This is a genomic window from Synechococcus sp. RC10B2 (genome assembly GCF_047502635.1).
This window is the reverse complement of sequence record NZ_JANSHO010000093.1, coordinates 108,015-133,956: the sequence shown is the minus strand read 5'-3', so window position 1 is coordinate 133,956 and position 25,942 is coordinate 108,015. Positions and strand designations below refer to the sequence as shown.

Here is a 25,942-nt window from a genome sequence, read left to right as displayed (position 1 = left end):
TGTAGATTTGAGGGGTAGGTTTCCGTGCCCTCGGAAAAAAACCTACCCCTTTAAGCCCCCTATGTCCCCCTCTCCCGCGGGGCGGGAGAGGGGGAACAAGCTGCAGGGCGCACTGCCGTGCGCCCCTACACCCCTCTCCCACAGCGTGGGAGAGGGGCTGGGGGTGAGGGCGAAAAGCGTGCGCGCCCTGCACACAGTGAACTCAAGCGATGTACCCTTATCAGGGCAACCACAGGGGGTTGCCCCTACAAGGCGGCGTGTAGGGGCAGACCCCCGTGTCTGCCCTGCTGGTATCGAACATGCCCCCGCCAGTTGCGTCTATAGATATGGTATACTGAATCGCCAGTTAGTCAGTCTGGCGCACGGGGATGACAAAATGAGAGCCGTATGGATGCTGGGGTTGCTCAGTGGGCTGGGCGTTCTGAGTTGGAACCCCGCGCCGAGTTTCTACGACCAATCTGCCGAGCGTACCGTGACGCTGAAGCATCGCGTGTTGACCGAAGCGCCGAAATCGGGCGAAGTCAACCGCCGCGTGTCTGACATTGAGTTTACCGACCTGCAAGGACGCGCCTATACGCTGAGCCAACTGACCCAGCGCGCGCCTGTCGTGTTCATCTTCACCGCCACGAAGTGCCCCGCCGCGCAGCGGTACACCGTGCGCATCAACCAACTGCACGAGACCTACCGCAAGAAGGGCGTGCAGGTGTTCCTGGTCTACTCGAACTACGACGACACGCGCGAGGCGGTGGTGCAGCATGTGCGCGAGTATGGGCTGAAGCCGCCCGCCGTGCATGACCCCGACGGCGCGCTGGCGCGTGCGCTGGGCGCGACGATGACCCCGCAAGCCGTGCTGGTGGACAAAAAGATGCTGCTGCGCTATCGCGGCGCGATTGACGACAACCGCTACGAGACGCGCGTGCGCACACACTACCTGAAAGACGCGCTCGATGCCGTGCTGGCGGGCAAGCCCGTCAAAGTCGCCTCCGCCGAGACCTTCGGCTGCACCATTCGGTTCCGCGAGGAAGCTGCCGCAAGCGCGCCCATCACCTACGCCAAGCACATCGCGCCAATCCTGCAGGAGTATTGCCAGCCGTGCCATCGTCCAGGGCAGGTCGCGCCCTTCTCGCTGATGACCTACCGCGACGCCTACACTTGGCGCAAGGAGATTGCGGCGGTCGTCAAGGCGCGCCAGATGCCTCCGTGGAAACCCGTGCATGGCTACGGCGAGTTTCAGGGCGAGCGACGGCTGACCGACGAGCAAATTGCGATGATTCTGCAGTGGGCAGAGACGGGCGCGCCGATGGGCGACCCGAACGACCTACCGCCCCCGCGTAAGTTCAACGACGGCTGGGCGCTGGGTGAGCCTGACATCGTGTTCGAAATGCCTGTCGAGTACGAAGTCGGTCCTACAGGCGACGATGAGTACCGCCACTTTGTCATCCCGACCAACTTCGACGAAGATGTGTTCGTGCGGGCGATTGACATTCAGCCCGGCAACCGCAACACGGTACACCATGTGATTGTATTTCTGGACACGACGGGCACAGCGCGCCAGTTGGACGCTGCCGACCCCAAGCCAGGCTACGAGGCGTTCGGCTGGCCGGGCTTTATCCCTGCGGGGATGCTGGGGGGCTGGGCGCCGGGCTTCACGCCCAGCGTGCTGCCCGACGGCACGGGCTATCGCCTGCCCAAAGGCGCAGATATCGTGCTGCAGATACACTACTACCGCACGGGCAAGCCCGAAAAAGACCGCACGCGCGTCGGCATCTACCTCGAGAAAAAACCGAACCCGCAGCCAGTGGGCATCGCGTGGCTGATCAACCCCATCTTCCGCATCCCTGCGGGCGCGGAGCGGCACGAGGTGCGCGCGATGTGGATTGCCCCGCGCGATGTGGAAGTGGTCGCCATCACGCCCCATATGCACCTGCTGGGACGCGAGATGCGCATCGAGGCGGAACTGCCCGACGGCACAAAGAAGACCCTCATCTGGATCAACGACTGGGACTTCAAGTGGCAGGACACCTACCACTACAAAACGCCTGTCAAACTGCCGCGGGGCACGCGCGTGACGGTCTATGCCTACTACGATAACTCGGAGAAGAACCCGAACAATCCCAACAAGCCGCCTAAGGATGTGACTTGGGGCGAGCGCACGCAGGACGAGATGTGCCTGGCGTTCCTGCACATTATCGGCGAGGAGGGCACGGGCTTTCGCGGCGGGCGTCGGGGCGGCGGCGGGGGCTTCTTCCGACGCAGCGCGAATCCATAAGGTATCCTGTTCGCATGCCGCGAATCGCACTCGTCAGCGTCTCGGACAAGGGCGGTCTGGAGCCGTTCGTGCGCGGGCTGCACGCGCTGGGCTTTGAGTGCCTCTCCACAGGGGGCACAGCGCGCGCCCTGCGCGCGTGGGGCGTGCCCGTGCAGGAAGTCAGCGACTGGACAGGCTTCCCCGAAATCTTGGACGGGCGCGTCAAGACGCTGCACCCGCGCATCCACGCCGCGCTGCTGGCGAACCTTAGCCTGCCCGACCACCAGCAGACGCTGCGCGAACTGAACCTGACGCCGATCGAGCTGGTCGTGGTGAACCTCTACCCGTTCGAGCGGGCGTTGCAGGCAGGCGCGTCTGAAGCCGAACAGATTGAGCAGATCGACATCGGCGGACCGACGCTGATACGCGCGGCGGCGAAGAATTTCGAGCATGTGGCGGTGGTCGTGCGCCCTGCGGACTACGACTGGGTGCTGGCGCGGCTGCAGGCGAGCGGGCTGACGCGCGACGAACGCGCCCTGCTGGCGTATCGCGCGTTTGCGCATGTCGCCGAGTACGATGCGCTGATTGCCGACTGGTTCCGCCGCTACGACCCCGACGGCGCGCTGCCCGAAAGCCTCACGCCGACCTTCCGCCTCGCCCAACGCCTGCGCTACGGCGAGAACCCGCATCAGCAGGCGGCGTTCTATCGCGAGCCGTCCGCCCCCGCAGGCTGTATCGCGACCGCCGAGCAACTCTGGGGCAAGGCACTCTCGTACAACAACCTGCTGGACGCCGACGCTGCGCTGGAGTTGGTGCGCGAGTTCGCCGAGCCTGCCTGCGCGATTATCAAGCACACGAACCCGTGCGGGGTCGCGCTGGGCGCAAGCCTTGTGGAGGCGTTCCTGCGGGCGTTGGAGGCAGACCCCGTGTCGGCGTTCGGCGGGATTGTCGCCTGCAACCGCCCGATTGACCGCGCGGCGGCGGAAGCGATGGTCGCGCCCGGAACCTTCTTTGAAGTTATCCTCGCGCCAGAGTTTGACCCCGACGCGCTGCCCGTGTTTCAGGAGCGCAAGGGCTGGGGTCAGCATGTGCGCCTGTTGCGCACGGGGCAACTTTTGCCGCCCGACCAGATGCGCGGCTACGCGCTGCGCAGCCTCACGGGGGGCGCGCTTTACACGGAGCGCGATACGCTGGACTGGAACCCCGACGCGCTGCAGGTCGTCACCGAGCGCATTCCAACCGAGAGCGAGTGGCGCGATTTGCACTTCGCGTGGCGCGTGGTCAAGCATGTGAAGTCCAACGCGATTGTGGTCGCTAAAGACGGCGTCGTGCGGGGCGTCGGCGCGGGGCAGATGAACCGCGTCGGGTCGGTCAGGCTTGCGCTGGAGCAGGCGGGTGAACACGCGCGTGGCGCGTCGCTGGCGTCGGACGCCTTCTTCCCGTTCTCCGACAGCATCGAACTGGCGGCTCGGGCGGGCGTCCGCGCGATTGTGCAGCCCGGCGGCTCGAAAAAAGACCCCGAAGTCGTCGCCGCCGCGAACGAACTCGGCGTCGCGATGGTCTTCACGGGCGTTCGGCACTTTCGGCATTAGGCGGCTGCATCTCTGGGCAGAGAAACTCTACGCGGACGCCTAATGCCCGCAGCGCATGGAAATGTTCTACATAGTCGCTGTCGACAGCGTTCACGATGGGCACTGTATTGTCCAACTTATTTTGGGCAGCCACCGCCGTCGCTACGAACTTTTTGTCGTCGCGATCAAACCCCTTGAGGACACGCCCTGACAGGACGCCAAATCGCCCCTGTTCGGCGTTTATAGGCTGGATGTCGACCAGAACGATGTTGTGCCAGTTGCTGTCCAACCACTTGCGCAAGAACATGTATCCTACGCTGTCGGGATAGGCTCTCAAGCGTTTCTGATACTCGTCGAGGATAAGCCCACTGTCGTCCAGCGCGAGGGTGGGCACGCCTTGCTTGACCTGCTCAATAACGCTTACACACTGTCGCACACATTCGTCGCTGGCTTGTGAGGCGTGTTCAGAGGCGGTCATCAGCACATTTGTTTCTAAGACAACTGCACGGTACTGGGCGAGGTTCATTTCAGAGCCGCTTTGCGCCGTTCGAGGGTTTCCTGCAACGGGTCTCCGAAAAAGTCGGGCGGGTAGTTCAGGATGTTGCCGCTGTTGTCCACCTGCAGAGGTAGCAGATGCGACTCGCCCCCCTGAAGCTCGCAGAAGTAGAGGCGGGCGTCATTTGGGGTTATCTCTTTTTCTGCAATCCGTCGCTGGAGGCGTAGGAGGAAATGCTCGCTGTGGCTCTCGATAATCACCTGAATCGAGCGTGTCTTGACCGCGTCGATAATCGCATCAGCAAGCGCCATCTGCACCGCAGGATGCAGATGGATCTCGGGCTGCTCCAGAATAACAATCGAGCGTTCTGGGACATAGTAGCACAGCGTGATTACGGGAAGCACCTGCGAGACGCCGAAACCGATGTCCGTGAACGCCACCTCAGGGCAGTCGGGTGTACGCCGCAGCTGAACTTCATAGATGCGGCTCTTGGGCGCAATCTCGCGAAGCCGAAACTGGCTGACAAGCCCCATCCGTTGTAACTGTTCCGCCACTGCCTCTTGCACCGTTTGGCTGCCTCGGCGACCCTTACGACGCACAGTTTTACCCATCTGTTGGGAGGCAATCAGCGCGTCCGTGGTGAGTTCCCCCTTGAACCCGACATCGCGCGGCTTCGCGCCAGCCCAGCGGTATTGACGCTTAGGATGCTCACGAAGCGATCCGAGGTAGTAAACGCGCTCGAACAGGCGCGTGAACTCCAAGCCAAGCCGAGCAAGGAAATCAGCGTTCTGATAACGATTAATCGCCTGCTCTGGAAAGCCATAGCACTTGATAGGCGACGAAATGCGGGCAGGTTGTCCGCGTGTGCGTTTCAGTGCGTAGCCTTCACACACCACCTCATAAGCGTCTTCAGCGCGTTGAAGCCAGACTTCAACCTCGGCGAATGTATACGCCACATGCTCCACAACTGCTGTGTCGCTTGCGTAAGCGACCGAAGCACGATGGCTCAGTTGATTGCCTGTGGCGTTTAGCAGCTCGATGGCGTCCTCCAGCTGCCAGCTCAGCCGCCACTCTAACTTGCGTTCAGCGTCGTGGCGATAAATCGCGTCCAAGTAGCCGCCCAGTTCGACGGGACTGTGCTCATCCCCCCAAAAGAGCGGAATCGTCGGGTCGGGATGTTCCACCGTCTGCTTAAGCAAAAGGAGAAACTGCAAAAGCGCGGTTTTGCCCGAACTGTTCGCGCCGAAGAAGATAGTGATAGAGCCGAACTCTATGTCCGCCTCGCGCCACGACTTGAAGTTGCGCAGTTGCAGTCGCTGGATCACACAGATATTTTACCTTGCCCCTTCTCGGCAACTCAGGTACACTCCCTGCCACGATGGCGACGCACGACGCCCTGCGTGCCGACGGCAGCCCGCTGCCAGACACGCGCGCCGTGCCCATAACCGACTGGACGCTGGCGTGGGACGGCAACCGCATCCCCGTGCGCGTGCCCAGCGCGTGGGAAGACTACGGCATCCCGCGCGCGTTCGAAGGAGCCTGCGACTACCTGTGCGTGTTCACGGCGACGCCCGAAGCAGGGACGCGCGAGTGGCTGCACTTCGGCGGCGCGAGTTATGAGGCGCGGGGCTTCGTGAACGACGCGCCCGTCGGCGTGCATCGGGGCATCTGGGACAGCTTCTGCTGGGACATCACCGACGCGCTACAGGTGGGCGAAAACCGCCTGCGCGTGCAGGTCATCAAAAACGGCGGCGCGACCTACCCCGTGCCCCAAGTGCTAAGCGGCTTCCTGCCCTATGTGTCGTGCGCGTTTGGGGGGCTGTGGCAGGCGGTACATCGGTTCCAGACGGGCGCAGCATGGCTGTGCGATTTATGGGCGCGTGGCGAGGCAGACGGGCGCGTCGAAATCGCGGGCGCACTCGGCGGCGCGCTGCCCGCAACCGTCAGGCTGACCCTGCACGACCCCGACGACCGCCCCGTCGCCGAGGCGCACTTCGACGCCGACGCCCCGCAGTGGACGCAGGCGTTCCAACTCGCCGAGCCGCAGCCGTGGTCGCCCGCGCAGCCGCGCCTGTACCGCCTCGTCGCCGAAGTGTGGCACGACGGACGCCTCAGCCACCGCACGGAAACCGCGTTCGGGCTGCGCACCGTCGCCGTGCAGGGCGCGACGATTCTGCTGAACGGGCAGCCCATCTACCTGCGCGGTATCCTGCACTGGGGCTGGTACCTGCACACGCACGCGCCGAACCCCGACTTGCAGACCGCCGAGCGCGAACTGCGCGCCGCCCAGCAGTGCGGGTTCAACATGCTGAAGGCGTGCCTGTGGGTTCCCAGCCGCGAGTACCTGCGCCTGTGCGACCGACTGGGGCTGCTGGTGTGGCTGGAGTTGCCCCTGTGGCTGCCACAGATGGACGCGGCGCAGATTGCCCAAGCGACGCGCGAGTATGCCGCGATTGTGCGCCAAGTGCGCAACCACCCGTCGATTGTGCTGTGGACGCTGGGCTGCGAGTTGTCGGCGCGGTTCCCCAGCGATGCGCTTGGGGAACTCTACGCGCTGGTCAAGCAGCTGACGGGCAGCCCGCTGGTGCGCGACAACAGCGGCGGGGGCGAATGCTACGGCGGCGCGCTGCAGGAGTACGCCGACTTCGCCGACTACCACCTGTACGGCGACGCGCACTTCGCGGGGACGACCTTCCGCGCGTTTCTGGAGACGCCCCGCGCGCCCGCGCCGTGGCTGCAAGGCGAGTTCGCCGACCACGACACACTGCGCGACTTCCCCACCCTGCGCCGAAGCGTGCCCGCCGAGCAACTCTGGTGGCTGTCGCAAGACCCCGCCATCAACCCGCAGGGCGTGCGCTGGTTCTACGAGACGCCGTTTGTGGAGACGCGACTGGCGCAGGCGGGGCTGACGGACGCAATCCCCGACCTTGTGCAGACCTCGCGGCGGGAGATGACCGCCTACCACAAACTCGTGCTGGAGACCATGCGCCGCCTGCACGGCACATCGGGCTATGTGGTCACGGGACTGAAGGACACGCCGATCAGCACGGCGGGCATCCTCGACGAGCGTGGGGAACTGAAAATCGCGCCCGACGAGTACGCCGCGTTCAACGCCGACACGGTGCTGCTGGTGGACTGGCATCGGCGGCGGGACTGGATTGCAGGGGGCGACCGCGCGGCGAACCCCGACCCGTACAACCACTGCGCGGGGCGTGTGGTCTACCCGCGCCTGTCGGCAGCGCACGCGGGCGCGCCGTTGGAGGGCGCAACGCTACGCTGGCGGCTGGAGACCGAACACGGCGCGTGGCAGGCAGGCGAGGCGCGAATCGGGCGCATCACGGCGGGCGTCGCGTTCCTCGCGCAGGCGGAACTGACCCTGCCCGACGCGCCAACGCCGACGAGCGTGCGCTTCGTCGCGGAACTGGTCGCCCCGTCGGGCGCGGTCATCAGCGCGAACACATGGCTGTGGGGCGTCTACCCCGCGCCTGTGTGGGACGCGCTGGGGCAGGTCGCCATATATGACCCGACGGACGCGCTGTGGGGGCTGCCCGCGCTCGAAAACTTTGTGCGCCTGACCGCCAACGACGCGCCCCCACCCGAAAGTATCCTGCTGACCACGCACTTAGAGCCGTCGCACGCGGCGTTTGTGGCGCAGGGTGGGCGCGCGCTGTGGCTGCTGACCGCGCCGACGCCCGACTGCATACGCCTGCCCTTCTGGCGCGAGGCGGCGCATCGGTTCCTGCCCCACCCGCTGTGGGAACACATCCCGCGCCCAGTGCATCTGGACGCGCGGCTACTGGCGTTCAGCGCCGACTTCGCGCTGCAGGGCAAGGCGTGGCAGGGCGCGCCGTTGCAACCGATTTGGCAGCGCGTCGACACGCGCACAGGCGACACGCACGCCTACCTCGCGGAGGCGACGCACGGCGCGGGCAGGCTGCTGCTCTGCACGCTGCACTTTGCGGGGCATCACGGCGAGACGCCGATTACCCTACGCTACCACCCTGCAGGGCAGTATTGGCTGTGGGCGATGCTACGCTATCTGGCGAGCAGGTAGCGGATGAAGGCGTCGGTGTAGTCGGGTGCGCGGGGGTCGTCGGTGAGCGTGTAGCCGTTGGATTGTGCCCACTCCTCGGCGAGTTGGCGCAGAATCGCTTGGCGCGTCTGTTGGGCAGCGGCGAGTCGGGCGCGGGGCGCATCGTGGGGGTCGCGCGCGGGCTGGCGGACGCGCGCGGGCGGGAAGGACGCCTTGCGTGGGGGCGCAGGCGACGGCGTCTGCGGCGGCGGTAGGTACAGCTCGGCGGGGTCGGGCTGCGCGGCGAGTTGCGCTTGAATCTCCTGCTCCGCGTTGCGCACAAACTCGCGCCTGCGGGCGTTGACGCGCACGGCGATTTCCTGCTCGATGCGCCGAAGCCGCGCTTGGTACGCCGCCTCAATCGCCTGCTCGCGTTGTTGCCATGCGCGGTCGTGCTGGTCTAACCGTGCCTGCGCCTCGCGTCGCGCGTCGCTGTCGGGCGCGGTGAAGATGAGGGCGACCAGCAGCGGGAAGCGCGCCTGCCCGTGCTGTTGGAACGCTTCGTGCCATGCGGCGTCGCGTTCGGCGCGTATGGCGTCCAGGTCGTACTCGGCGCGCAGTTCGGCAGCCCAGCGCGCCTCCAGTTCGGGTAAGCCCTGCAGGCGCGCCTGCAGCAGTCGCTCGCGCACGGCGGCGCGCTGCTGCGCGATGCTTGCGAGCGCGAGGGCGCGTCGCTGGCGCTGCGATTCGGCAGGCGCGGGCGGCTCAAGCCCCTGCAGCGTCGCCCCGTCGGTCGGCACAGCGACCGCCTGCGCGGGCAACGGCGCCGACGGCGGCAGCGCGGGCGCAAGCGCAACCGCCTGCGCCGCACGCGCCAAATCCACCCGCACGCGCGGCGACTGCCGACCCTGACAGGCGGCAAGCATCAGGGCAAGGCAGAGCATGGGGGCAAGCACAGCGCAAACTGCGGGAGAACTGCGATGAACCCCCTCCTTAAGGTTCCCCCTGCCCGCAGGGGGAACCGAACGGGCGTGTAGCGCGGTTCCCCTCGCGCAGCGGGGGGAACCTAAAGGAGGGGGGCAACTGCACACTGTGCCTGTGCCCTCTTGGTTCCCCTCACGCAGCGGAGGGAACCTTACGGAGGGGCGTAGATCCTCTCGTGCTTGTGCGCCTCTCGCCATCGTCCCACCCGCGAGTATACCCCCTGCGTCTCCCCAAAACGCCCTGAACCCCTTGCATTCCACCCCCCGAATTGTGCTACAATATAGGCGGGGAGAAATCGGACTCTGTCGCCGATAATTTCGGTTGACGACGACTCCCTGTGAATTACTGGAGACGGTATGGAAACATTCTATCGATACGATGTTGTCCAAATCGATAACGGCATGTATGCCGCGCTGGAGGGTCGAGAATGATGTGGCAACGCTTTACGGAGCGTGCGCGGAAGGTGATTTTCTACGCGCAGGAAGAGGCGCAGCGGCTGGGTGAGTCGCAGGTCAGCACCGAGCATCTGCTGCTGGGACTGGTGCGCGAGTCGGACAGCGTCGCGGCGCGCATTCTGGATCGGATGGGGGTGAGCCTGCAGCGCATCCGCAACGAGATTGAACGCTACGCCACACGCAGCGACGCGCGGTTCGGCGCAGAGATGCAGCTCACCTCGCGTGCGAAGCGCGTGATCGACCTTGCTTACGACGAGGCGCGGCAACTGAACAACAACTACATCGGCACAGAACACCTCTTGCTGGGACTGATTCGGGAGGGCGAGGGTCTGGCGGCGCGCGTGCTGCACAAACTCGGCGTCGACTTGGAACGCGCCCGCCGTGAGGTCATGAACCTGCAAGAGCATGAGGGGCAACCTGCGCCCGCCTCGCGCCCGCAACGCTCGCGCACCCCAACCCTCGACGAGTTCGGACGCGACCTGACCGAGATGGCGCGACAGGGCAAGCTCGACCCCGTCATCGGACGCCACAACGAGGTCGAGCGCGTGATGCAAATCCTCGCGCGACGCACCAAGAACAACCCCGTGCTGGTCGGACCGCCCGGCGTGGGCAAGACCGCCATCGTCGAAGGCTTGGCGCAGCGCATCGTGCAAGGCGATGTGCCCGAACAGCTGCGCAACAAGCGCATCGTCTCGCTCGATCTGGCGGGGCTGGTCGCAGGCACGAAGTATCGCGGCGAGTTCGAAGAGCGCATGAAGCGCGTGCTGGACGAAGTGCGCAAGGCGCAAGGCGATGTCGTGCTGTTTATTGACGAGCTGCACACGCTCATCGGCGCGGGCGCAGCCGAAGGCGCGATCGACGCCTCCAACATCATGAAGCCCGCCCTCGCGCGCGGCGAACTGCAGTGCGTCGGCGCGACTACCCAAGACGAGTACCGCAAATACATCGAGCGCGACGCCGCCTTAGAACGACGCTTCCAGCCCGTACAGGTGCGCGAGCCGTCGGTCGAGGAAGCCATCCAGATTCTCAAGGGGCTGCGCGACCGCTACGAGACGCACCACCGCGTCATCATCACCGACAGCGCGGTCGAAGCGGCGGTCAAACTCTCCAGCCGCTACATCACCGACCGATTCCTGCCCGACAAGGCGATTGACCTCATCGACGAGGCGTCCTCGCGCGTGAAGCTGCAGCAGACGCTGCCGCCTCTGGAACTGCGCAAAGCCAAAGGCGAGCTGGAGATGATCCAGAAAGAAATCGCCAGCGCACGCCAACAGAACGACTTCGACCGCGTGGAGGAACTGGAAGACCGCAAGGTCGCCCTGCAGGAGCGCATCGAGGCGATGGAAGATGAGTGGGCAGCCGCGCGCCAAGAGATGACCACGCTGGTCACTGAACACGATGTCGCCCACATCGTGCAGAGCTGGACCGGCATCCCCGTCGCCCGACTGGTGGAGAGCGAGACGCAGAAGCTGCTGCACATCGAGGACGAACTGCACCGCCGTGTGATTGGGCAGCACGACGCCGTCTCCGCTGTCGCACGCGCCCTGCGCCGCGCCCGCTCCGGTCTCAAAGACCCCAAGCGACCGATGGGCACTTTCATCTTCCTCGGTCCCACAGGCGTCGGCAAGACCGAACTGGCGCGCGCCCTGGCGGGCTACCTGTTCGACAACGAGAACAACCTCATCCGTATCGACATGAGCGAATACATGGAGCGGTTCAATGTCTCCCGCCTGATTGGCGCACCGCCCGGCTATGTCGGCTACGAAGAGGGCGGCGTGCTGACCGAAGCGGTGCGACGCCAGCCCTACAGCGTGGTGCTGCTCGACGAAATCGAGAAAGCGCACCCCGATGTGTTCAACCTGCTGCTGCAGGTGATGGAGGACGGGCGACTCACCGACTCGCAAGGACATGTGGTGGACTTCCGCAACACCATCATCATCATGACCAGCAATGTGGGGGTGCGCTCCGTCGTGGAAGAGGCGGGCATTGGGCTGCGCCGCGATAAGCAGACCGACCCCGAAGACCCGCGCGCCTACGAAGCGATGCGCAACCGCATCCTGGAAGAGATGAAGAAGCTCTTCCGCCCAGAGTTCCTCAACCGCGTGGACGAGGTGATTGTGTTCCACCCGCTCACACGCAACGAGATCCTGCAGATTGTGGACATCATGATCGGGCGCGTGCAGGAGCAGCTCGCGGCGCACAACATGCGCCTGGTGCTGGAGCCTGCCGTCAAGGAGCTGCTCGCGCAAAAGGGCTACGACCCGAACTACGGCGCGCGCCCGCTGCGCCGCGTGGTGCAGCAGATGATCGAAGACCCGCTCTCGGAGCAACTGCTACTGGGACGCTTCGAGGAAGGCGATACCATCCTCGCGCGCCTGAACGAGAACAACGAAATCGTGTTCGTCAAGGGCGAGAACCTGCCCCCCGCAGGCGAGAGCGACCTGACCACCGCAGCGATGCAGTAAGCGTGCAACACGCGCTTCAGGCGGTAAAAATGGGCTGAGGATTTTGTCCTCAGCCCTATTCTCTGTTACGCCCGGAAAGGAAGTCGGATATTACTTCTTGCGGCGGCGCAGGGCAAGCGCGCCCAGACCCGTCGCAAGCGCAATCAGGCTCGCAGGCTCAGGCACCCAGTCCTGCTCCACCAACAGCAGTCCTGCCGTGTCCACGCCTGGCGCGTTCGCACCCGCGATGTCGAGAAAGAAGGCCTCAAACACGGTGAAGTTGCTGGACGGTCTGCTGAGCGGAATGAAGATATTCAAGCTGAACGCGCCATTGATACCGCCCGGATACGCGTCGCCGAGAAAGACGCCCGTACCATCGTAGAGAATCTCACTCGTGTTGCGGTCTACGACCTTCTTGAACCAGACGATGCGCCCTGTGCCCTGCACAAAGCCGCTCACAACGAAGTTGAAGCCCGTCAGTAGACCCTTCGAGTTCGAGAGGTCGTTAATCGCATAGACGCCCGTGAAAGTGCCGTTCGTAAAGCTCGTGCCATCGCCGACCAGAATCGGGGCCGGCACCGCAGCAGTCGTGTTGAAAGTCACCTGAGGCAGCGGGTTCGCGATGACAGTCGCCGGTACCACTGAGACAACGGAACCTGGGTTCAGCACGCCGTCGCTGGTCAGTACCGTCACACTCCAGCCGGACGCGTATGCTCCTGCGACGGCTACCGCCGCCGCGAGACTCACAATCAGTTTGTTCCATCGTGTCATAGACATCCTCCTTTCTGAGGTTGGACTACTGCGCTGGGGCGAACCAACGCAGCGTGAACATATTATAGCACATCTTACAGGGGTTTGTCAAGGGGATCCAAGACGATTCCCAAAAATTCGCCCTCAAATTCGCCCGAACGGGTACAATCTTGCCTGCGTATGAAGGCAACTTGGCAGCGGACACACGAGTGCGGCGTCCTGCGCCCTGAACATATCGGGCAGACAGTGCGCCTGAACGGTTGGGTGCATCGCATCCGCGACTTGGGCGGACTGGTGTTTGTGGACTTGCGCGACCGCACGGGACTGGTGCAGGTGGTGTTCGACCCTACGATTGACCCCGCGCTGGTAGCGCAAGCAAGCGACCTGCGCGTGGAATATTGCGTCGCGGTTGAAGGCGAAGTTCGCCGCCGACGCGCGGGCGCGGAAAACCCCAAACTCGCTACAGGCGAGATTGAGGTGTTTGCACATCACCTGCATGTGTTCAACCCCTCCAAAACGCCGCCGTTCCAACTTAACGAGGAGAACCTTGAGGTGGACGAGAGCGTGCGCCTGCGCTATCGGTACTTAGATCTGCGCCGACCCGCGATGTACCAGCGCCTCGAACTGCGCCACCGCATCGTGAAATACATGCGCGATTTCCTATCGGCGCGTGGCTTTTTAGAGATTGAAACGCCCATCCTCATCAAAAGCACGCCCGAAGGCGCACGCGACTACCTCGTGCCCAGCCGCCTCTATCCAGGCAAGTTCTACGCGCTGCCGCAGTCGCCACAACAACTCAAGCAATTGCTGATGGTCGCTGGCGTGGAGCGCTACTTCCAAATCGCCCGCTGCTTCCGCGACGAAGACCCACGCGCCGACCGCCAACCCGAATTCACCCAGTTAGACCTTGAGATGTCGTTCGTTACCCAAGACGACATCCTCAACCTCATCGAGGAACTCTACATCGGGATGATCGAGACCTGCACGGACAAGCGCGTGCTGAAGCCCTTCCCGCGCTTGACCTACGCCGAAGCCATCGCCCGCTACGGCACAGACAAGCCCGACCTGCGCTTCGGACTGGAACTGCACGACCTGACCGACCTGCTGCGCCAGACGGAGTTTCAGGCGTTCCGAAGCGTGATCGAAGCGGGCGGGATTGTGAAAGCCATCTGCTTGCCAGGCTGCGCCGACTACTCGCGCAAGCAGACCGACGAGCTGACCGAGTTCGTCAAGCGGTTCGGCGCGAAGGGGCTGGCAACAATCGCCTTCACCGCCGATGGGGTGCGTTCGCCGATTGCGAAGTTCCTCGCGGAAGGCGAGCTGCAGGCGATTCGCGAGCGTACAGGCGCGCAGGTGGGCGACCTGCTCGCGATTGTCGCCGACACGCCAAAGGTCGCCAACGAGTGCCTCAGCCGCCTGCGCCACCGCATGGGGCAGGAACTCGGACTGGCAGACCCGAACCTGATGGCGTTCGCGTGGGTGGTGGATTTCCCCCTGCTGGAATGGGACGAAAAGGAGGGTCGCTGGAACCCGTCGCACCACCCGTTCACCTCGCCCCGCGAGGAAGACATCCCCCTGCTGGACACCGACCCAGGCAGGGTACGCGCCAACTGCTACGACCTCGTGTGCAACGGCAACGAACTCGCCAGCGGTAGCATCCGTATCCATCGGCGCGACCTGCAAGACAAAATTTTCCACCTGCTGGGCTACTCCAACGCCGAGATTCAGGAGCGGTTCGGACACCTGCTGGAGGCGTTCGAATACGGCGCGCCTCCACACGGCGGGATTGCGCCTGGGATTGACCGCCTCGTGATGCTGCTGGCGGGCGACGAGACGATACGGAATGTGATTGCCTTCCCCAAAAACACGGCGATGGTGGACTTGATGTTCGGCGCGCCCTCGCCCGTGAGCGAGGAGCAGCTGCGCGAGTTGCACTTGCGGATTGTGTCCGATGATGAGGCTTGAGGGGCGCGCGCCCGCGAAACTGAACCTGACGCTGGAGGTGCTGGGGCGTCGCGCCGACGGCTACCACGAGGTCGCCAGCGTGATGCACACCCTCAGCCTGTGCGACACGCTAACACTGGAGCTGCCCTCGCCCGAATCGTTTGACCCCGCGCGCGGCGCGATTCACATCATAGAGCCGTCCGACAGCCCGCCCCTGCGCGAGGCGATACCGACCGATTCGCGCAATCTGGTGTGGCAGGCGATGGAACGGTTTTGCGAGATGTTGAATATGCCCCCCTCCGTGAGGTTCCCCCCGCTTCGCGAGGGGAACCAACCCCCCTCGGTTCCCCCTGCCAGCAGGGGGAACCTTAAGGAGGGGGTTCAAGCATCTTGGCGCGCCGTCCTAACAAAGCGTATTCCCCCGCAGGCAGGATTGGGCGGGGGCAGCAGCGACGCCGCGTGCGCCCTGCGCCTGCTTAACCAGTGGGCGGCGCGGTACGAGCGCGCCCTCCCCGAAGACGCGTTTTATGCGCTTGCCTGCGAGCTGGGCGCGGATGTCGCCTTCTTTCTGAACGGTGGGTGCGCCTTAGCAACGGGCAGAGGCGAGCAGCTGCAATCCCTGCCGACGCTGCCCCCCTTCTGGTGGGTACTGGCGAAGCCCTACGGGGTCGGCGTGCCCACAGGCTGGGCGTATGCGCAACTGAATCGCGGGGCGTACAACCCCGCCGTACGAGCCGACCACACTGAACGCCTCGCGCGCCTGCTGCCGACCATTCGCACGCCCCGCGACCTCGCCCCGCTACTGCACAACGACTTCGACGCGCCCATCCTGCAAGCCATCCCCGCGCTGGCGGAGCTGCGCACGCTTCTGGAACAGGGCGGCGCACTGCGCGTGATTCTGTGTGGCAGTGGCGCGGCACAAGCCGCCCTGTGCGAATCAGAAGCGCACGCCAAAGCCCTTGCACAAATGCTACTCCAGCAGAATTACTGGGCGGTCTGGGCGCGGATGTACTGGGTCAACACATCGTTGACAGCTGGAACGCCCTCGCGCGACCAGTCTAACACGATATTGTCCAACAACACCACAGGCATCAAACCTACATATTCCGAACCCGAAAAACCCAACGCCACACAACACCCACACGGCGTCCGACCCGCCATCCCATAACCCGAATGCACACGCTCGTAGTTGTAATACCAACCGCGTGGGCAAAGTTTATGAAAACGAGCGCAACTGAAAACCCCCTCCTTAAGGTTCCCCCTGCAGGCAGGGGGAACCGCGTGGACGCGCGGCTCGGTTCCCCTCGCGAAGCGGGGGGAACCTACGGAGGGGGGCAATTGTAAACTCCGCCCGCGCGATTGGTATTAGCCTACCTATGAGGGATTGAAACTATATATGCGTGCGCGAGAGAGCCACCCTACGCCCCCAGTTTTTAGCCTACCTATGAGGGATTGAAACCTGCGTACGATGGTTGTCAACGCGGTCGCGCGGGCTTGTTTTTAGCCTACCTGTGAGGGATTGAAACACAGGCGAGGCAGGACAAGGCGCATCGGGATTGTCTATGGCTTCTTAACTGCCGTTCAGGAGATGGGGACGAAATCCCCCTGCAGGATTCGCGGCAGCATTCTCGAACCTCCTTGAGACCGAGGTAGGAGAGACATGCGACCAACAGCGGTAACGGTAATCGGTATCATCGGCATCGTGCTTGGGATTCTGGGGCTGTGCTGCAACATAGTTGGGATAGTTGGAGCAGGTTCGCTGCCGATGCTGGCGGAGATGGCGCAGCAATCGGGCGAGCAGTCCGCCCGAGTTGCAGCAGATGCTGAATAATCCTGCCCTGATGCGCTATACGATGGTTAGCGCGGTGGTGGGGCTTGTGCTATCGGTGTGGATGATCGTCGCTTCCATTCTGCTGCTGGGCATGAAGCCAATCGGCTACACGCTGATGCTGTCGAACGCGGTCGTGCTGCTGCTCTGGGCAATCGTGGGCACGATTGCCGGGATAGCGATTGTCGGCGCAGATGCGACCTCGTTTATCGGCGTTCCAATTCAGATAGCGTTTCCCGTCGCCGTCCTCGTTGTGCTGACGCGCCCGAATATCAAGGAGGCGTTCCAGAGCAGTGGGTTTTAGGCTACGCCGCTGTGAAGCGGATGCGCTCGCGGGTCAGTTCCAGATTATGCTGCGCCTGCGCGTGCTTAGGGTCTAACTGCAGCGCTTGTTGGTAAGCGATGGTGGCGGCGTCGTAGACGCCCATACGGAAGTAGCAGTTGCCGAGCGTGAACCACGCTTGCGCGTTGTAGGGGTCGCGTTCGATGCCCGCGCTGTAGGCGTCAGCCGCCTCGCTGTACGCGCCGAGTTGGTACAGCGCGTCGCCCGCGTTCAGGAAGGCGTTCGGGTCGTGCGGGTTCAGTTCAATCGCGGCGGCGAAGTGCGCCAGCGCGTTCTCGTAGTCCCGCAGTTGCCACAGGGCGCGTCCCCAGTTGATGTGCATCTCGGCGGTGGGCGCGTTGCCCTGCGCCGTGTAGAACTCGTAGGCGTCGATGAGGCTGTGCGCGTCGCCCGTTTCTTGCGCGGCGTGCGCCCAGCGTTCCCACCACTCCTGCTGGTCGGGCAGCGCGTAGGCGACGGCGCGCACATACGGCAACGCACGACGGTAGTCCTCTGCCTCCCACCAAGTCTTCGCCAAGAGTTGCTGTGCGAGGGTTTCGTAGCCTTCGTGCGTCGCCAGTTGCTGGAAGACGGTTTCGGCGTGCTCGCGTGCGCCCACTAAGAGCAGCGTCTGCCCGTAGTCCAACAGCACGATGGGGTCGTTCGGTCGCTCCTGCATCAAGCGTTCGTAGAGCGTGCAGGCTTCGTCGAGGCGTCCGAGTTCGCGCAGGGCGCGGGCGTAGGCGAAGCGCCACTTGTAGGTCACCACGCCGACATCGCCAACATAGCCGCTGCCCAGAAGCACCGTCTCGCCGTCGGGCGCAAGCACCCCAATGCGAATTGCGCTTTCGCGTCCCGCTGCCAACGCCTCCAGCGACTTCTGGGCGCAGCCCATCCGTGCGTAGACTGCCGCCAGCGTATAATGCACCATCGGGTGGTCAATCCCGCGTGCGAGGGCGTCCGCGCCGACCTGCAACGCCTGCTCGTATCGCTCCAGATTCGTCAACGCTTCGACCCAGTCCGCCCAGATTTGCCCTGCGAAGTCCTCGTCCCCGCGCAGGTAGGGGCAGGTCTGCTCCGCCCAGTATGCCGCCTGCTCGTAGTCGCCTATCGTGAAGTAGGTGTTCGCGAGGTTGAACCTCTGGAACAGGTCGTCGGGGTCTTTGTCCAACTCGCGCAGGATAATCTCGATGTTGCGCTGCGCTTTGTCGCGGCTGCGCATGACTTCCTTGCTGTAGCCCAAGTGGCGGATTTGCGCCGCGATGGTGGCGATGCGCCCCTTCTGCGACACGAGACTGGGGAGAATCTGCTCGTGAATCGCGCCTTCCCAGCGGGCGTAGGGCACGCGGCGGAACAGGCGCACCAACCGATGTATGAAGTAGTTGCCCGCGCCAATCTCGTTCAGAATCTCCAAGTAGTAGCCGACGAACTGCGGATGGCGCACGGCGTTCAGAATCGCCTGCTTTGATTCAGGGGTCAGCCGCTCGTCGGCGTCCAGCACAAGGATCCAGTCCCCTGTGGCGTGCTGCAGGGCGATGTTGCGCGCGGCGGCAAAGTCGTTCTGCCACTCGGCGTGAATCACCTTCGCGCCGTACTTTTCGGCAATCCGCGGAGTCGCATCCGTCGAGCCTGTATCCACCAGCACAATCTCGTCCACCACGCCCTGCACGCTTTTGAGACACTCTTCGAGGTACTCCGCCTCGTTGCGGGCAATCATGCTCAGCGTGATTCGTGTGCCGACGGGTTCGTCGGGGATGGGGAACTGGTAGCGCTCCAGCCAGTGTTCGAGCGTCTGGATGCCCTTGAGGAGCGTGGCGCGTTCCTGCTGGCGTTTCTGCTTGTTCGGCGAGGCGAGGCGCGGGTCGCTCGCGTGGCAAATCAGCACATTGCGCAGGGGCAGCACGGTCTCGCGCAGCCAGTCGGGATGCCGAAAGCCCCCCTCCAGCAGTTGCACCACCAGCGGGTACGCTTCCGATTCGCGGGTGAGGTAGACCCACAGCCAAGTCTGTCGTGCGGCGAGGATGGGGCTATTGGGGCATGCGGCGCGTCCCCGCTCGGTGAGTTGCTGTGCCTCATCCCAGCGCGTTTGCTGCAGCAGCGCGACGGCGGCGCCTTCGTAGGCGTTCGCGTCATCGGGGTGCTGTTCCAGATGGCGCATGAACGCCTCATAAGCCGCGTCGGGACGCTCAGCGTGGAGGTGTTCGAACGCCTCGTTCAGGCGGGCGTCCCACTGCTCCGCAAATAGCGGCACTTCCTGGCGCACGAGGATGGTCGACATGGGTTTCCCCCCTTTCTCTGGGCTGGGCGTCAGCGCGTGGCTGTGGCGCGTTTGCCGCGTTTAGTCGCGTGCGTGCCGTTGTTGCCTGCGCTGGGTGTCTCGGACGCGGACGACTGCGCCTCGAACCGTTGGGCTAACTTGCGCTTCGCGCCCGCAATCGTGTAGAGTTCCTCTTTGAGCAGGCGCTTGATCTCTTTGAGCACCTCGATGTCTTCGGGGCGGTAGCGGCGCTGACCCCCTGCCGTGCGCACAGGGTGCAGAAACTCCGCAAACTCGCGCTCCCAGTAGCGGATGGTGTGTGTCTCCACCCCTACCAGCACGCTCGCCGTGCTAATCGACACGGGTCGCTGTTCAACAGGCGGTTTCGGTTTTCGCTTACGCATCATCGACCTCCAGAAAAAGAGATTTCGAGCCTCTTCGGGACACTCCGAATCGCATTCCCGCAACGGCTCGTGAGGGATTATCGGAACGCCGTTTCGAAATCTTGAGCAGATGCCCTACAAACGATCGCGCAACGCTAATCCCACCAGATTTCGAGCAGCACAAGCGCGGGGACATCCAAGTCGTCGCTCAGCTCCTCCAGAGTGCGCCCCAGAGCCTTCTCCAGTTCAGGCTTTATTGCGGGGTCGGTATGATAGACTTCATCATAGGCAATCAGTAGCACCTCATCCGAGTCTTGGAACACTGCGTAAATCTCTTCGTACTCCCATGCCTGCGCCAGCTCGGTGAGCTGTTCCCAACGATCTTGCGTGGTCAGCAGGTAGAGCGTGTCGGCATATGGTACACCTTCCGTTGCGAGGCTTGCGAGGGCACTCAAGGGCGTCGTGTGGTCGCCCCACCAGCAGGCAAGCCAGAGGTCGGCGTGTTCCAACAGGTCGTCGGCGACCACATCGCCGTCGAATTCGTTGAAACTGCCGTGGCGCATCAGCTCCAGAACCAGTCGCTGGGCTTCGCTAATCTCGCGCACGGTAGTCGCCTCAACAACCGAAGTATACCCTGACGCTCCACAACAGAGCGCGGCGTCGCTACGCAGCAGGCATGCTTCGGTATAATTCCCCGCCAGGAGCATAGCGATGACAACGATAGACCAAATTCGGGCGCGAATGATTCTCGACTCGCGGGGCAACCCGACGGTCGAGGTGGATGTCTACTTAGAGGATGGTTCGTTTGGGCGCGCAGCGGTTCCGTCAGGCGCGTCCACAGGGGCGCACGAAGCGTTGGAGTTGCGCGACGACGACCCCGAATACTATCTGGGCAAAGGCGTGGAGCGGGCGATTGAGAACATTCACGAGCGGATTGCGCCCGCACTCGAAGGGATGGATGCTTTGGAGCAGCGCGCCATCGACGAGACGATGATCGCGCTGGACGGCACGAACAACAAGTCCGAACTGGGGGCGAACGCGATTTTGGGCGTGTCGATGGCGGTAGCGGTCGCGGCGGCGGAGTCGTGCGGGCTGCCGCTCTATCGGTATCTCGGCGGGGTGAACGCGCACGCGCTGCCCGTGCCGCTGATGAATGTCCTCAACGGCGGCAAGCACGCCGAAGGCGGGGCGGACTTCCAGGAGTTTATGATTGTGCCGCTGGGCGCAAGCACTTTTTCGGAAGCCCTGCGCTGGGGTGTGGAGGTGTACCACCACCTCAAGCGGGTCGTCCACGAGGAGGGCTACGGCACAGCCGTCGGCGACGAGGGCGGCTTCGCCCCGCAGGTGACCAGCGTGCGGGGCGCGCTGGACCTGCTGATGCGCGCGATTGAACGCGCAGGCTACCGCCCCGGCGAGCAAATCGCGCTCGCGCTCGATGCCGCCGCGACCGAACTCTACAGGGGCGGCTACTACATCCTCCGCGCCGAAGAGCGCACGCTCGACCGCGAGCAGATGGTGCGCCTCTACGAAGACCTCGTGCGCGACTATCCGATTGTCTCCATCGAGGACGGGCTGGCAGAAGACGACTGGGACGGCTGGCAGATGCTCACACAAGCCATCGGGACGCGCGTGCAACTCGTCGGCGACGACCTGTTCGTGACCAACCCCGACCGCCTAACGCGAGGCATCCAAAACGGCTGCGGCAACAGCATCCTCATCAAACTTAACCAGATTGGCACGCTGACCGAGACGCTGGATACGATTCTGCTGGCGCACCGCAACGGGTTCAGCACGATTATCTCGCACCGTTCGGGCGAGACCGAAGACACCTTCATCGCCGACTTGGCAGTGGCGACCAGCGCGGGGCAAATCAAGACGGGCGCGCCCGCACGGGGCGAACGCACCGCCAAATACAACCGCCTGCTGCGCATCGAAGAGGAGCTCGACGAAAGCGCAGTCTATGTCGGGCAGATGGCGTTCGGACTGTACGGAGCGTAGCCTATGCGACGCACGAAGATTATTGCCACGCTCGGACCCGCCATCGACACCGCCGAAAAACTGTGCGAGCTGGTCGAGGCGGGCGCAAACCTCTTTCGAATCAACACCGCGCACGGCGACTGGGACACCCGTCGCCAGTGGATTCGCTGGATCCGAGACGCCGAGCAGACCTACAAAATCCCGCTCGGCGTTTTGTTAGACCTCGCGGGACCCAAGATTCGCATCGGGAGCCTGCACGCGCCGCTGACACTGCACGAGGGAGAGCAAGTGGTGTTCACACTGGGCGAGCAGGCGTGTGATTCGGCGATTCCGCTGCCTGTGGCGGAGGTGTTCCGCGCGGCGCGGGTGGGCGACCGCCTGCTGCTCGACGACGGCGCGATCGAACTGCAGATTACCCATGTGGAGTCGGGGCGGCTGGAGGCGACCGTGCTGGAGGGCGGCGAACTGCGCTCGCAGAAGGGCGTGACGCTCCCGCACCGCACGCTCGCGCTGCCCTCGATGACGCCCAAGGATCGCGAAGACCTGTTGGAGGGCATCCGCGCGGGGGTGGACTGGATTGCGCTCTCGTTCGTGCGCTCCGTGACCGATGTGATGAACCTGCAGGCGCTCATCCGTGAGCATGGGGCGAACCTGCCCGTGATCGCCAAAATCGAGCAGCCCGCCGCGCTGGACGACCTCGAAAGCATCGTCGAGGTCGCGGACGGAATCATGGTCGCGCGGGGCGACTTGGGCGTGCAGGTAGACCTCGCCGAAGTGCCCATCCTGCAAAAGCAGATTATCCACCTGTGCAACCAGCACGCCAAGCCCGTGATCACCGCCACGCAGATGCTGGAGAGTATGATTCGCGAGGGGCGACCCACCCGCGCCGAGGCGACCGATGTGGCAAACGCGGTGCTGGACGGCACGGACGCGCTGATGCTTTCAGGCGAGACGGCGGTCGGCGCGTATCCGACACAAGCGGTGCGCTGGATGGCGCGTATCGCGGAGGTTGCCGAAGAGCATCTGGAGTTCCTGCAGTTGGGCGAGCTGGACGCGCACACGGCGGGCAACGCGACGGTCGCCGTCGCACGCGCCGCATGTACCGTCGCGCAGATGGTCGGCGCGAAGGCGATTCTCACGCCCACCAGTTCGGGCGGCACACCGCGCTGGGTCTCGCACTTCCGACCGTATCAGCCGATTCTCGCGCTGACCGACCACGAGGCGCTGTGGCGACGGCTAACGCTGCTGTGGGGTGTCGCGCCGCTGTTGATCCCGCGCGTGAACACGACCGACGAGATGACCACGCAGGCGATGATCGCCGCGCGCCAGACGCGCTTGGTCAAAGGGGGCGATCGGGTGGTGCTGACTGCGGGCGTGCCCGTGAATGTGCCGGGCAACACCAACATGATTCAGGTGCTGACAGTGGAGCGGTAGCTCAGCCGACCAGCCGCTGGCGCTCGCGCCAGTGCGACGAGAGGATGTTGTGCCGCTGGCGGTACTTGGCGACGGTGCGCCGCGCGACCTCGATGCCCATCTCCGCCAGTTTCTGGGCGATTTCGGCGTCGGTGAGTCGCCTGCCCGCGCCCTCGTGTTCGTTCAGAATCTGCTGGATGAGCAGCGCGGTGCGGTACGAGGCGTCAAAAAAGATGTCCAGCGGCACGACCATCCCGCTGGGCAGTTGGAGCCGCTTGTTGCGCACAGCGCGTCCGACGGTGGAGCGGTGGAAGCCCGTCGCTTCGGCGACCTCCACGCGCGTCATCGGCTGCAGAAACCGCGCGTCGCTGGTCATCAGGAACCCGTACTGCCGCTGCGCAATCACCTCCATGATGCGCTTGAGCGTCTGGTAGCGTTGTTGCAGCGCTTGCAGGAAGATTCGGGCGCGGTTCAAGTAGTGCTGGATATGCTCGCGTTCGTCCGCGCTGCAGCGCAGCTCGCCACGGCTGAGGCGAACCGCTTGCTCCAAATACGCGGGGCTGAGCCGCAGCGCGTCGTGGCGCGGACCACCGATTTCGATGCGCAGCCCGCTTTGCAAGGCGCGCACGATGATGTCAGGCTCCTGCGGCGCGAGCTGCTCGTGAGGCGGTTCGGGCGTCTCCAGCTCCCACGCGGGGTAGGGGCGCAACTCGCTGCGGATGAACTGCTTGACCGCTTCAATCGCTTCGGCGTTGAGTTTCAGCTTGCGCCCTAGTACGCCCCACCGCCCGCTGCTGAACTCGTCCCAGCCCTTGTGCAGCACGCGCCGAGTCCACTCCAACACCTCGTCATCGGGCGTGGTTGGAATCGCGCGCAGCTGGAGCAACAGGCACTCGCGCAGGTCGCGTGCGCCCACCCCAGGCGGGTCGCACCCCTGCAACTGCTCCAGCACATACTCCACATCCTCCAGCGGCGCATTCAAGTAGAGCGCGACCTCTTCCACATCCGTGCGCAGGTAGCCGTAGCTGTCCAGCGATTCGACCAGATGTTCGGCGATGGGGATTAGGCGTGGCGCGACCATCAGGCGCAGCTGTCCCAGCACATGTGCCTTTAGGTCCATCGGGGGCGTCGCCAAGCGCATCTCGAGCCAATCGTCCGAGTCGCTCTCCTCGCCGAACGCGCTGGAGTCGGCATCCAGCGAGAGCGTCGGCGGCTGGGGCGCGATGACCCGTATCCGCTCTTCATCGGTCGCCTCCAGCGCGGGGTTCTCCTCCAACTCCTGCTCGATGAGTTTGAGCAACTCTTCCGAGTTGAGCGTGAGCATCCGCGCCAGCGTTTTTAAGCCCAAGCTGGCTTGCGGCGCGGTCTTGACTTCAACGCGCGTCTGCACTCGCACCCGATTCATCATGGCTCTGACCCTTTGCTGCGCTTTAAAGTTCCCCCTGTGCCTGCGGATTCCTGCTATGCGGCTTTGAGCAGCAGGCGGTAGTTCCAAACCTCCACGCGGTTGCGTCCGTTCTTTTTGGCTTGGTAGAGCGCTTGGTCGGCAGCTTCGATGAGTTCTTGGCGCGTCTCCATGTCGGGACGGATAGATGCTACGCCGAAGCTGCCCGTGACGGGGCGCAGTTGCCACTCCGCGGACTCGACGGCGCGGCGCAACCGCTCGGCGACAGCGACTGCGCTCTCCGAATCCGTGCGCGGCAGTACCACCACGAACTCCTCGCCCCCGTACCGCGCCACGAAGTCACCCTCGCGCACATTCGCCTGCAGAATCTGCGCCACTTGCCGCAGCACCTCATCCCCTGCCTGATGCCCATAGGTGTCGTTGTATTGCTTGAAGTGATCCACATCCATCAGGATTAGCGCCAGCGGCTGCTTATTGCGCATAGCGGTTTGGAACTGCTCTTCCAGGTAATCTTGGAACGCGCGGTGGTTGTGCAGCCCCGTCAAACCGTCGGTGACCGCCAAGCTTTGGAGCTTCTGGTTCAGCGCTTTGAGCTGGTTTTCGTACTCGACGCGATAGGTCACATCCACCACCGACACAATCGCCCCGACCACCTCGCGGTTCGGGTTGCGGATAGGAAAGGCGCTCCGCAGCACATAGTGCAGATTACCTTCCGAGTCGTAGTCTTCCGACTCGATGCCCGCCATGACACTCCCTTGAATAACGCGCTGGAGTATCTCGTGCATCTTCGAGGCAGACGCCCCACGAAAGACCCGCGTATAAAACGGCTGGAACAGCACCTCCTCTTTAGTGTATCCGTAGAGTTGTTGCGCGGCAAGGTTCCACTCGTGGATGTTGCCCTCTAAGTCGATTGTGAAGCAGGCGACGGGTACATTCTCGAACAGCTCGGAGAAGCGGCGGTTGGCATGCTCGATTAGTCGGTATGAGTGCTGGAGCTGTTCGTTTTGGCTGACCAGTTCCTCGTTGAGGTCTTGCAGTTGTTGTTTCTGCGCTTGGAGGTCCGCTTCCGCTTTGAGGATGCGCTCGGCGACGCGCAGGTTGGCTTGCAGTTCGGCAATGTCCAGCGGCTTGCTCAAGAAGGCGTCCGCGCCTGCATCCAGCGCCTGCAGTTTGTCTTCTTTCTGCCCGCGCGCAGTGAGCATCATCAAGTAGGTGTAGTGTTCCGTTGGGTGCTGGCGTATGGCGCGGCAGAGTTCGACGCCGTTCATGTGTGGCATCTCCCAGTCGGTAATCACGATGGGCGTTGGCGCGTGTTGGTAGGCGTCCCACGCCTTTGCGCCGTCCTCCGCTGCCACGACCTCATAGCCCAGCTGCTGGAGGTTGCGCTCCAGCAGTTTCCGCGCCACCGTGCTGTCTTCCGCAATTAGCACCCGCATACCCTCATCACCTGCCT

Annotated in this window: 19 protein-coding genes; 10 read left to right on the top strand and 9 right to left on the bottom strand. The window is 63.8% G+C overall.

The window, feature by feature from the left end; genetic code table 11:
- The first annotated feature begins 376 nt into the window (after positions 1-376).
- Complete coding sequence (locus NW855_RS15470; RefSeq protein WP_414509114.1) at positions 377-2,269, top strand: redoxin family protein; 1,893 nt, start codon at positions 377-379, stop codon at positions 2,267-2,269.
- A gap of 14 nt (positions 2,270-2,283) precedes the next feature.
- Complete coding sequence (gene purH / locus NW855_RS15465; protein ID WP_414509113.1) at positions 2,284-3,840, top strand: bifunctional phosphoribosylaminoimidazolecarboxamide formyltransferase/IMP cyclohydrolase; 1,557 nt, start codon at positions 2,284-2,286, stop codon at positions 3,838-3,840.
- Here purH and NW855_RS15460 read toward each other — a convergent pair.
- Positions 3,812-4,255, bottom strand: a complete 444-nt coding sequence (locus NW855_RS15460) for a hypothetical protein (protein WP_414509112.1) — start codon at positions 4,253-4,255, stop codon at positions 3,812-3,814. The two genes, purH and NW855_RS15460, sit on opposite strands and share 29 nt — an antisense overlap.
- Positions 4,256-4,341: 86 nt before the next feature.
- Positions 4,342-5,640 carry a DUF3696 domain-containing protein gene (locus NW855_RS15455; protein ID WP_414509111.1) on the bottom strand — a complete coding sequence of 433 codons (1,299 nt, stop codon included), beginning with the start codon at positions 5,638-5,640 and terminating at the stop codon, positions 4,342-4,344.
- Between the two features lie 53 nt (positions 5,641-5,693).
- On the opposite strand from NW855_RS15455, the gene NW855_RS15450 reads away from it, so the two are divergent.
- Positions 5,694-8,369, top strand: a complete 2,676-nt coding sequence (locus NW855_RS15450; protein WP_414509110.1) for a glycoside hydrolase family 2 protein — start codon at positions 5,694-5,696, stop codon at positions 8,367-8,369.
- On the opposite strand, the gene NW855_RS15445 is transcribed toward NW855_RS15450, so the two are convergent.
- Entirely contained in the window at positions 8,351-9,418 is a 1,068-nt protein-coding gene (locus NW855_RS15445; RefSeq protein ID WP_414509109.1) for a hypothetical protein, read from the bottom strand. The genes NW855_RS15450 and NW855_RS15445 overlap by 19 nt on opposite strands.
- 323 nt (positions 9,419-9,741) lie before the next feature.
- Between NW855_RS15445 and NW855_RS15440 the strand changes: the two genes are divergently transcribed.
- The gene (locus NW855_RS15440) at positions 9,742-12,231 is read left to right on the top strand and encodes an ATP-dependent Clp protease ATP-binding subunit (protein ID WP_414509117.1); all 2,490 of its coding nucleotides are present in this window, start codon (positions 9,742-9,744) and stop codon (positions 12,229-12,231) included.
- A gap of 90 nt (positions 12,232-12,321) precedes the next feature.
- On the opposite strand, the gene NW855_RS15435 is transcribed toward NW855_RS15440, so the two are convergent.
- A complete protein-coding gene (locus tag NW855_RS15435; protein WP_414509108.1) occupies positions 12,322-12,981 on the bottom strand; it encodes a PEP-CTERM sorting domain-containing protein in 660 nt (219 codons plus the stop codon).
- A 159-nt stretch (positions 12,982-13,140) separates the two neighbouring features.
- Here NW855_RS15435 and aspS point away from each other — a divergent pair, with 159 nt between their 5' ends.
- The 4 genes from aspS to NW855_RS15415 all read left to right on the top strand — a co-directional run bounded on the left by aspS (position 13,141) and on the right by NW855_RS15415 (position 17,036).
- Positions 13,141-14,925 carry an aspartate--tRNA ligase gene (gene aspS / locus NW855_RS15430; protein WP_414509107.1) on the top strand — a complete coding sequence of 595 codons (1,785 nt, stop codon included), beginning with the start codon at positions 13,141-13,143 and terminating at the stop codon, positions 14,923-14,925.
- Positions 14,912-16,072 (top strand): 4-(cytidine 5'-diphospho)-2-C-methyl-D-erythritol kinase, encoded by a 1,161-nt coding sequence (gene ispE, locus NW855_RS15425; RefSeq protein WP_414509106.1) that lies wholly within the window; start codon positions 14,912-14,914, stop codon positions 16,070-16,072. The genes aspS and ispE overlap by 14 nt, the downstream gene beginning before the upstream one ends.
- Positions 16,073-16,564: 492 nt before the next feature.
- Positions 16,565-16,735 carry a hypothetical protein gene (locus tag NW855_RS15420; protein WP_414509105.1) on the top strand — a complete coding sequence of 57 codons (171 nt, stop codon included), beginning with the start codon at positions 16,565-16,567 and terminating at the stop codon, positions 16,733-16,735.
- Positions 16,716-17,036, top strand: coding sequence for a hypothetical protein (locus tag NW855_RS15415; protein WP_414509104.1), 321 nt, complete (start codon positions 16,716-16,718; stop codon positions 17,034-17,036). The genes NW855_RS15420 and NW855_RS15415 overlap by 20 nt, the downstream gene beginning before the upstream one ends.
- Before the next feature lies 1 nt (position 17,037).
- On the opposite strand, the gene NW855_RS15410 is transcribed toward NW855_RS15415, so the two are convergent.
- The 3 genes from NW855_RS15410 to NW855_RS15400 all read right to left on the bottom strand — a co-directional run bounded on the left by NW855_RS15410 (position 17,038) and on the right by NW855_RS15400 (position 20,299).
- Positions 17,038-19,332: a tetratricopeptide repeat protein gene (locus NW855_RS15410; protein ID WP_414509103.1), complete on the bottom strand. Its 2,295-nt coding sequence runs from the start codon at positions 19,330-19,332 to the stop codon at positions 17,038-17,040.
- Between the two features lie 29 nt (positions 19,333-19,361).
- Positions 19,362-19,715: a MerR family transcriptional regulator gene (locus tag NW855_RS15405; RefSeq protein WP_414509102.1), complete on the bottom strand. Its 354-nt coding sequence runs from the start codon at positions 19,713-19,715 to the stop codon at positions 19,362-19,364.
- Positions 19,716-19,849: 134 nt separating this feature from the next.
- Positions 19,850-20,299 (bottom strand): hypothetical protein, encoded by a 450-nt coding sequence (locus NW855_RS15400; RefSeq protein WP_414509101.1) that lies wholly within the window; start codon positions 20,297-20,299, stop codon positions 19,850-19,852.
- Positions 20,300-20,405: 106 nt separating this feature from the next.
- Here NW855_RS15400 and eno point away from each other — a divergent pair, with 106 nt between their 5' ends.
- Together eno and pyk are read left to right on the top strand one after the other, a co-directional pair.
- Positions 20,406-21,692 (top strand): phosphopyruvate hydratase, encoded by a 1,287-nt coding sequence (gene eno / locus NW855_RS15395; protein WP_414509100.1) that lies wholly within the window; start codon positions 20,406-20,408, stop codon positions 21,690-21,692.
- A gap of 3 nt (positions 21,693-21,695) precedes the next feature.
- Complete coding sequence (gene pyk, locus NW855_RS15390) at positions 21,696-23,105, top strand: pyruvate kinase (protein WP_414509099.1); 1,410 nt, start codon at positions 21,696-21,698, stop codon at positions 23,103-23,105.
- Between the two features lies 1 nt (position 23,106).
- On the opposite strand, the gene NW855_RS15385 is transcribed toward pyk, so the two are convergent.
- Entirely contained in the window at positions 23,107-24,492 is a 1,386-nt protein-coding gene (locus NW855_RS15385; protein ID WP_414509098.1) for an RNA polymerase sigma-54 factor, read from the bottom strand.
- A gap of 53 nt (positions 24,493-24,545) precedes the next feature.
- Positions 24,546-25,925, bottom strand: coding sequence for a diguanylate cyclase (locus NW855_RS15380; protein WP_414509097.1), 1,380 nt, complete (start codon positions 25,923-25,925; stop codon positions 24,546-24,548).
- Positions 25,926-25,942: the final 17 nt, after the last annotated feature.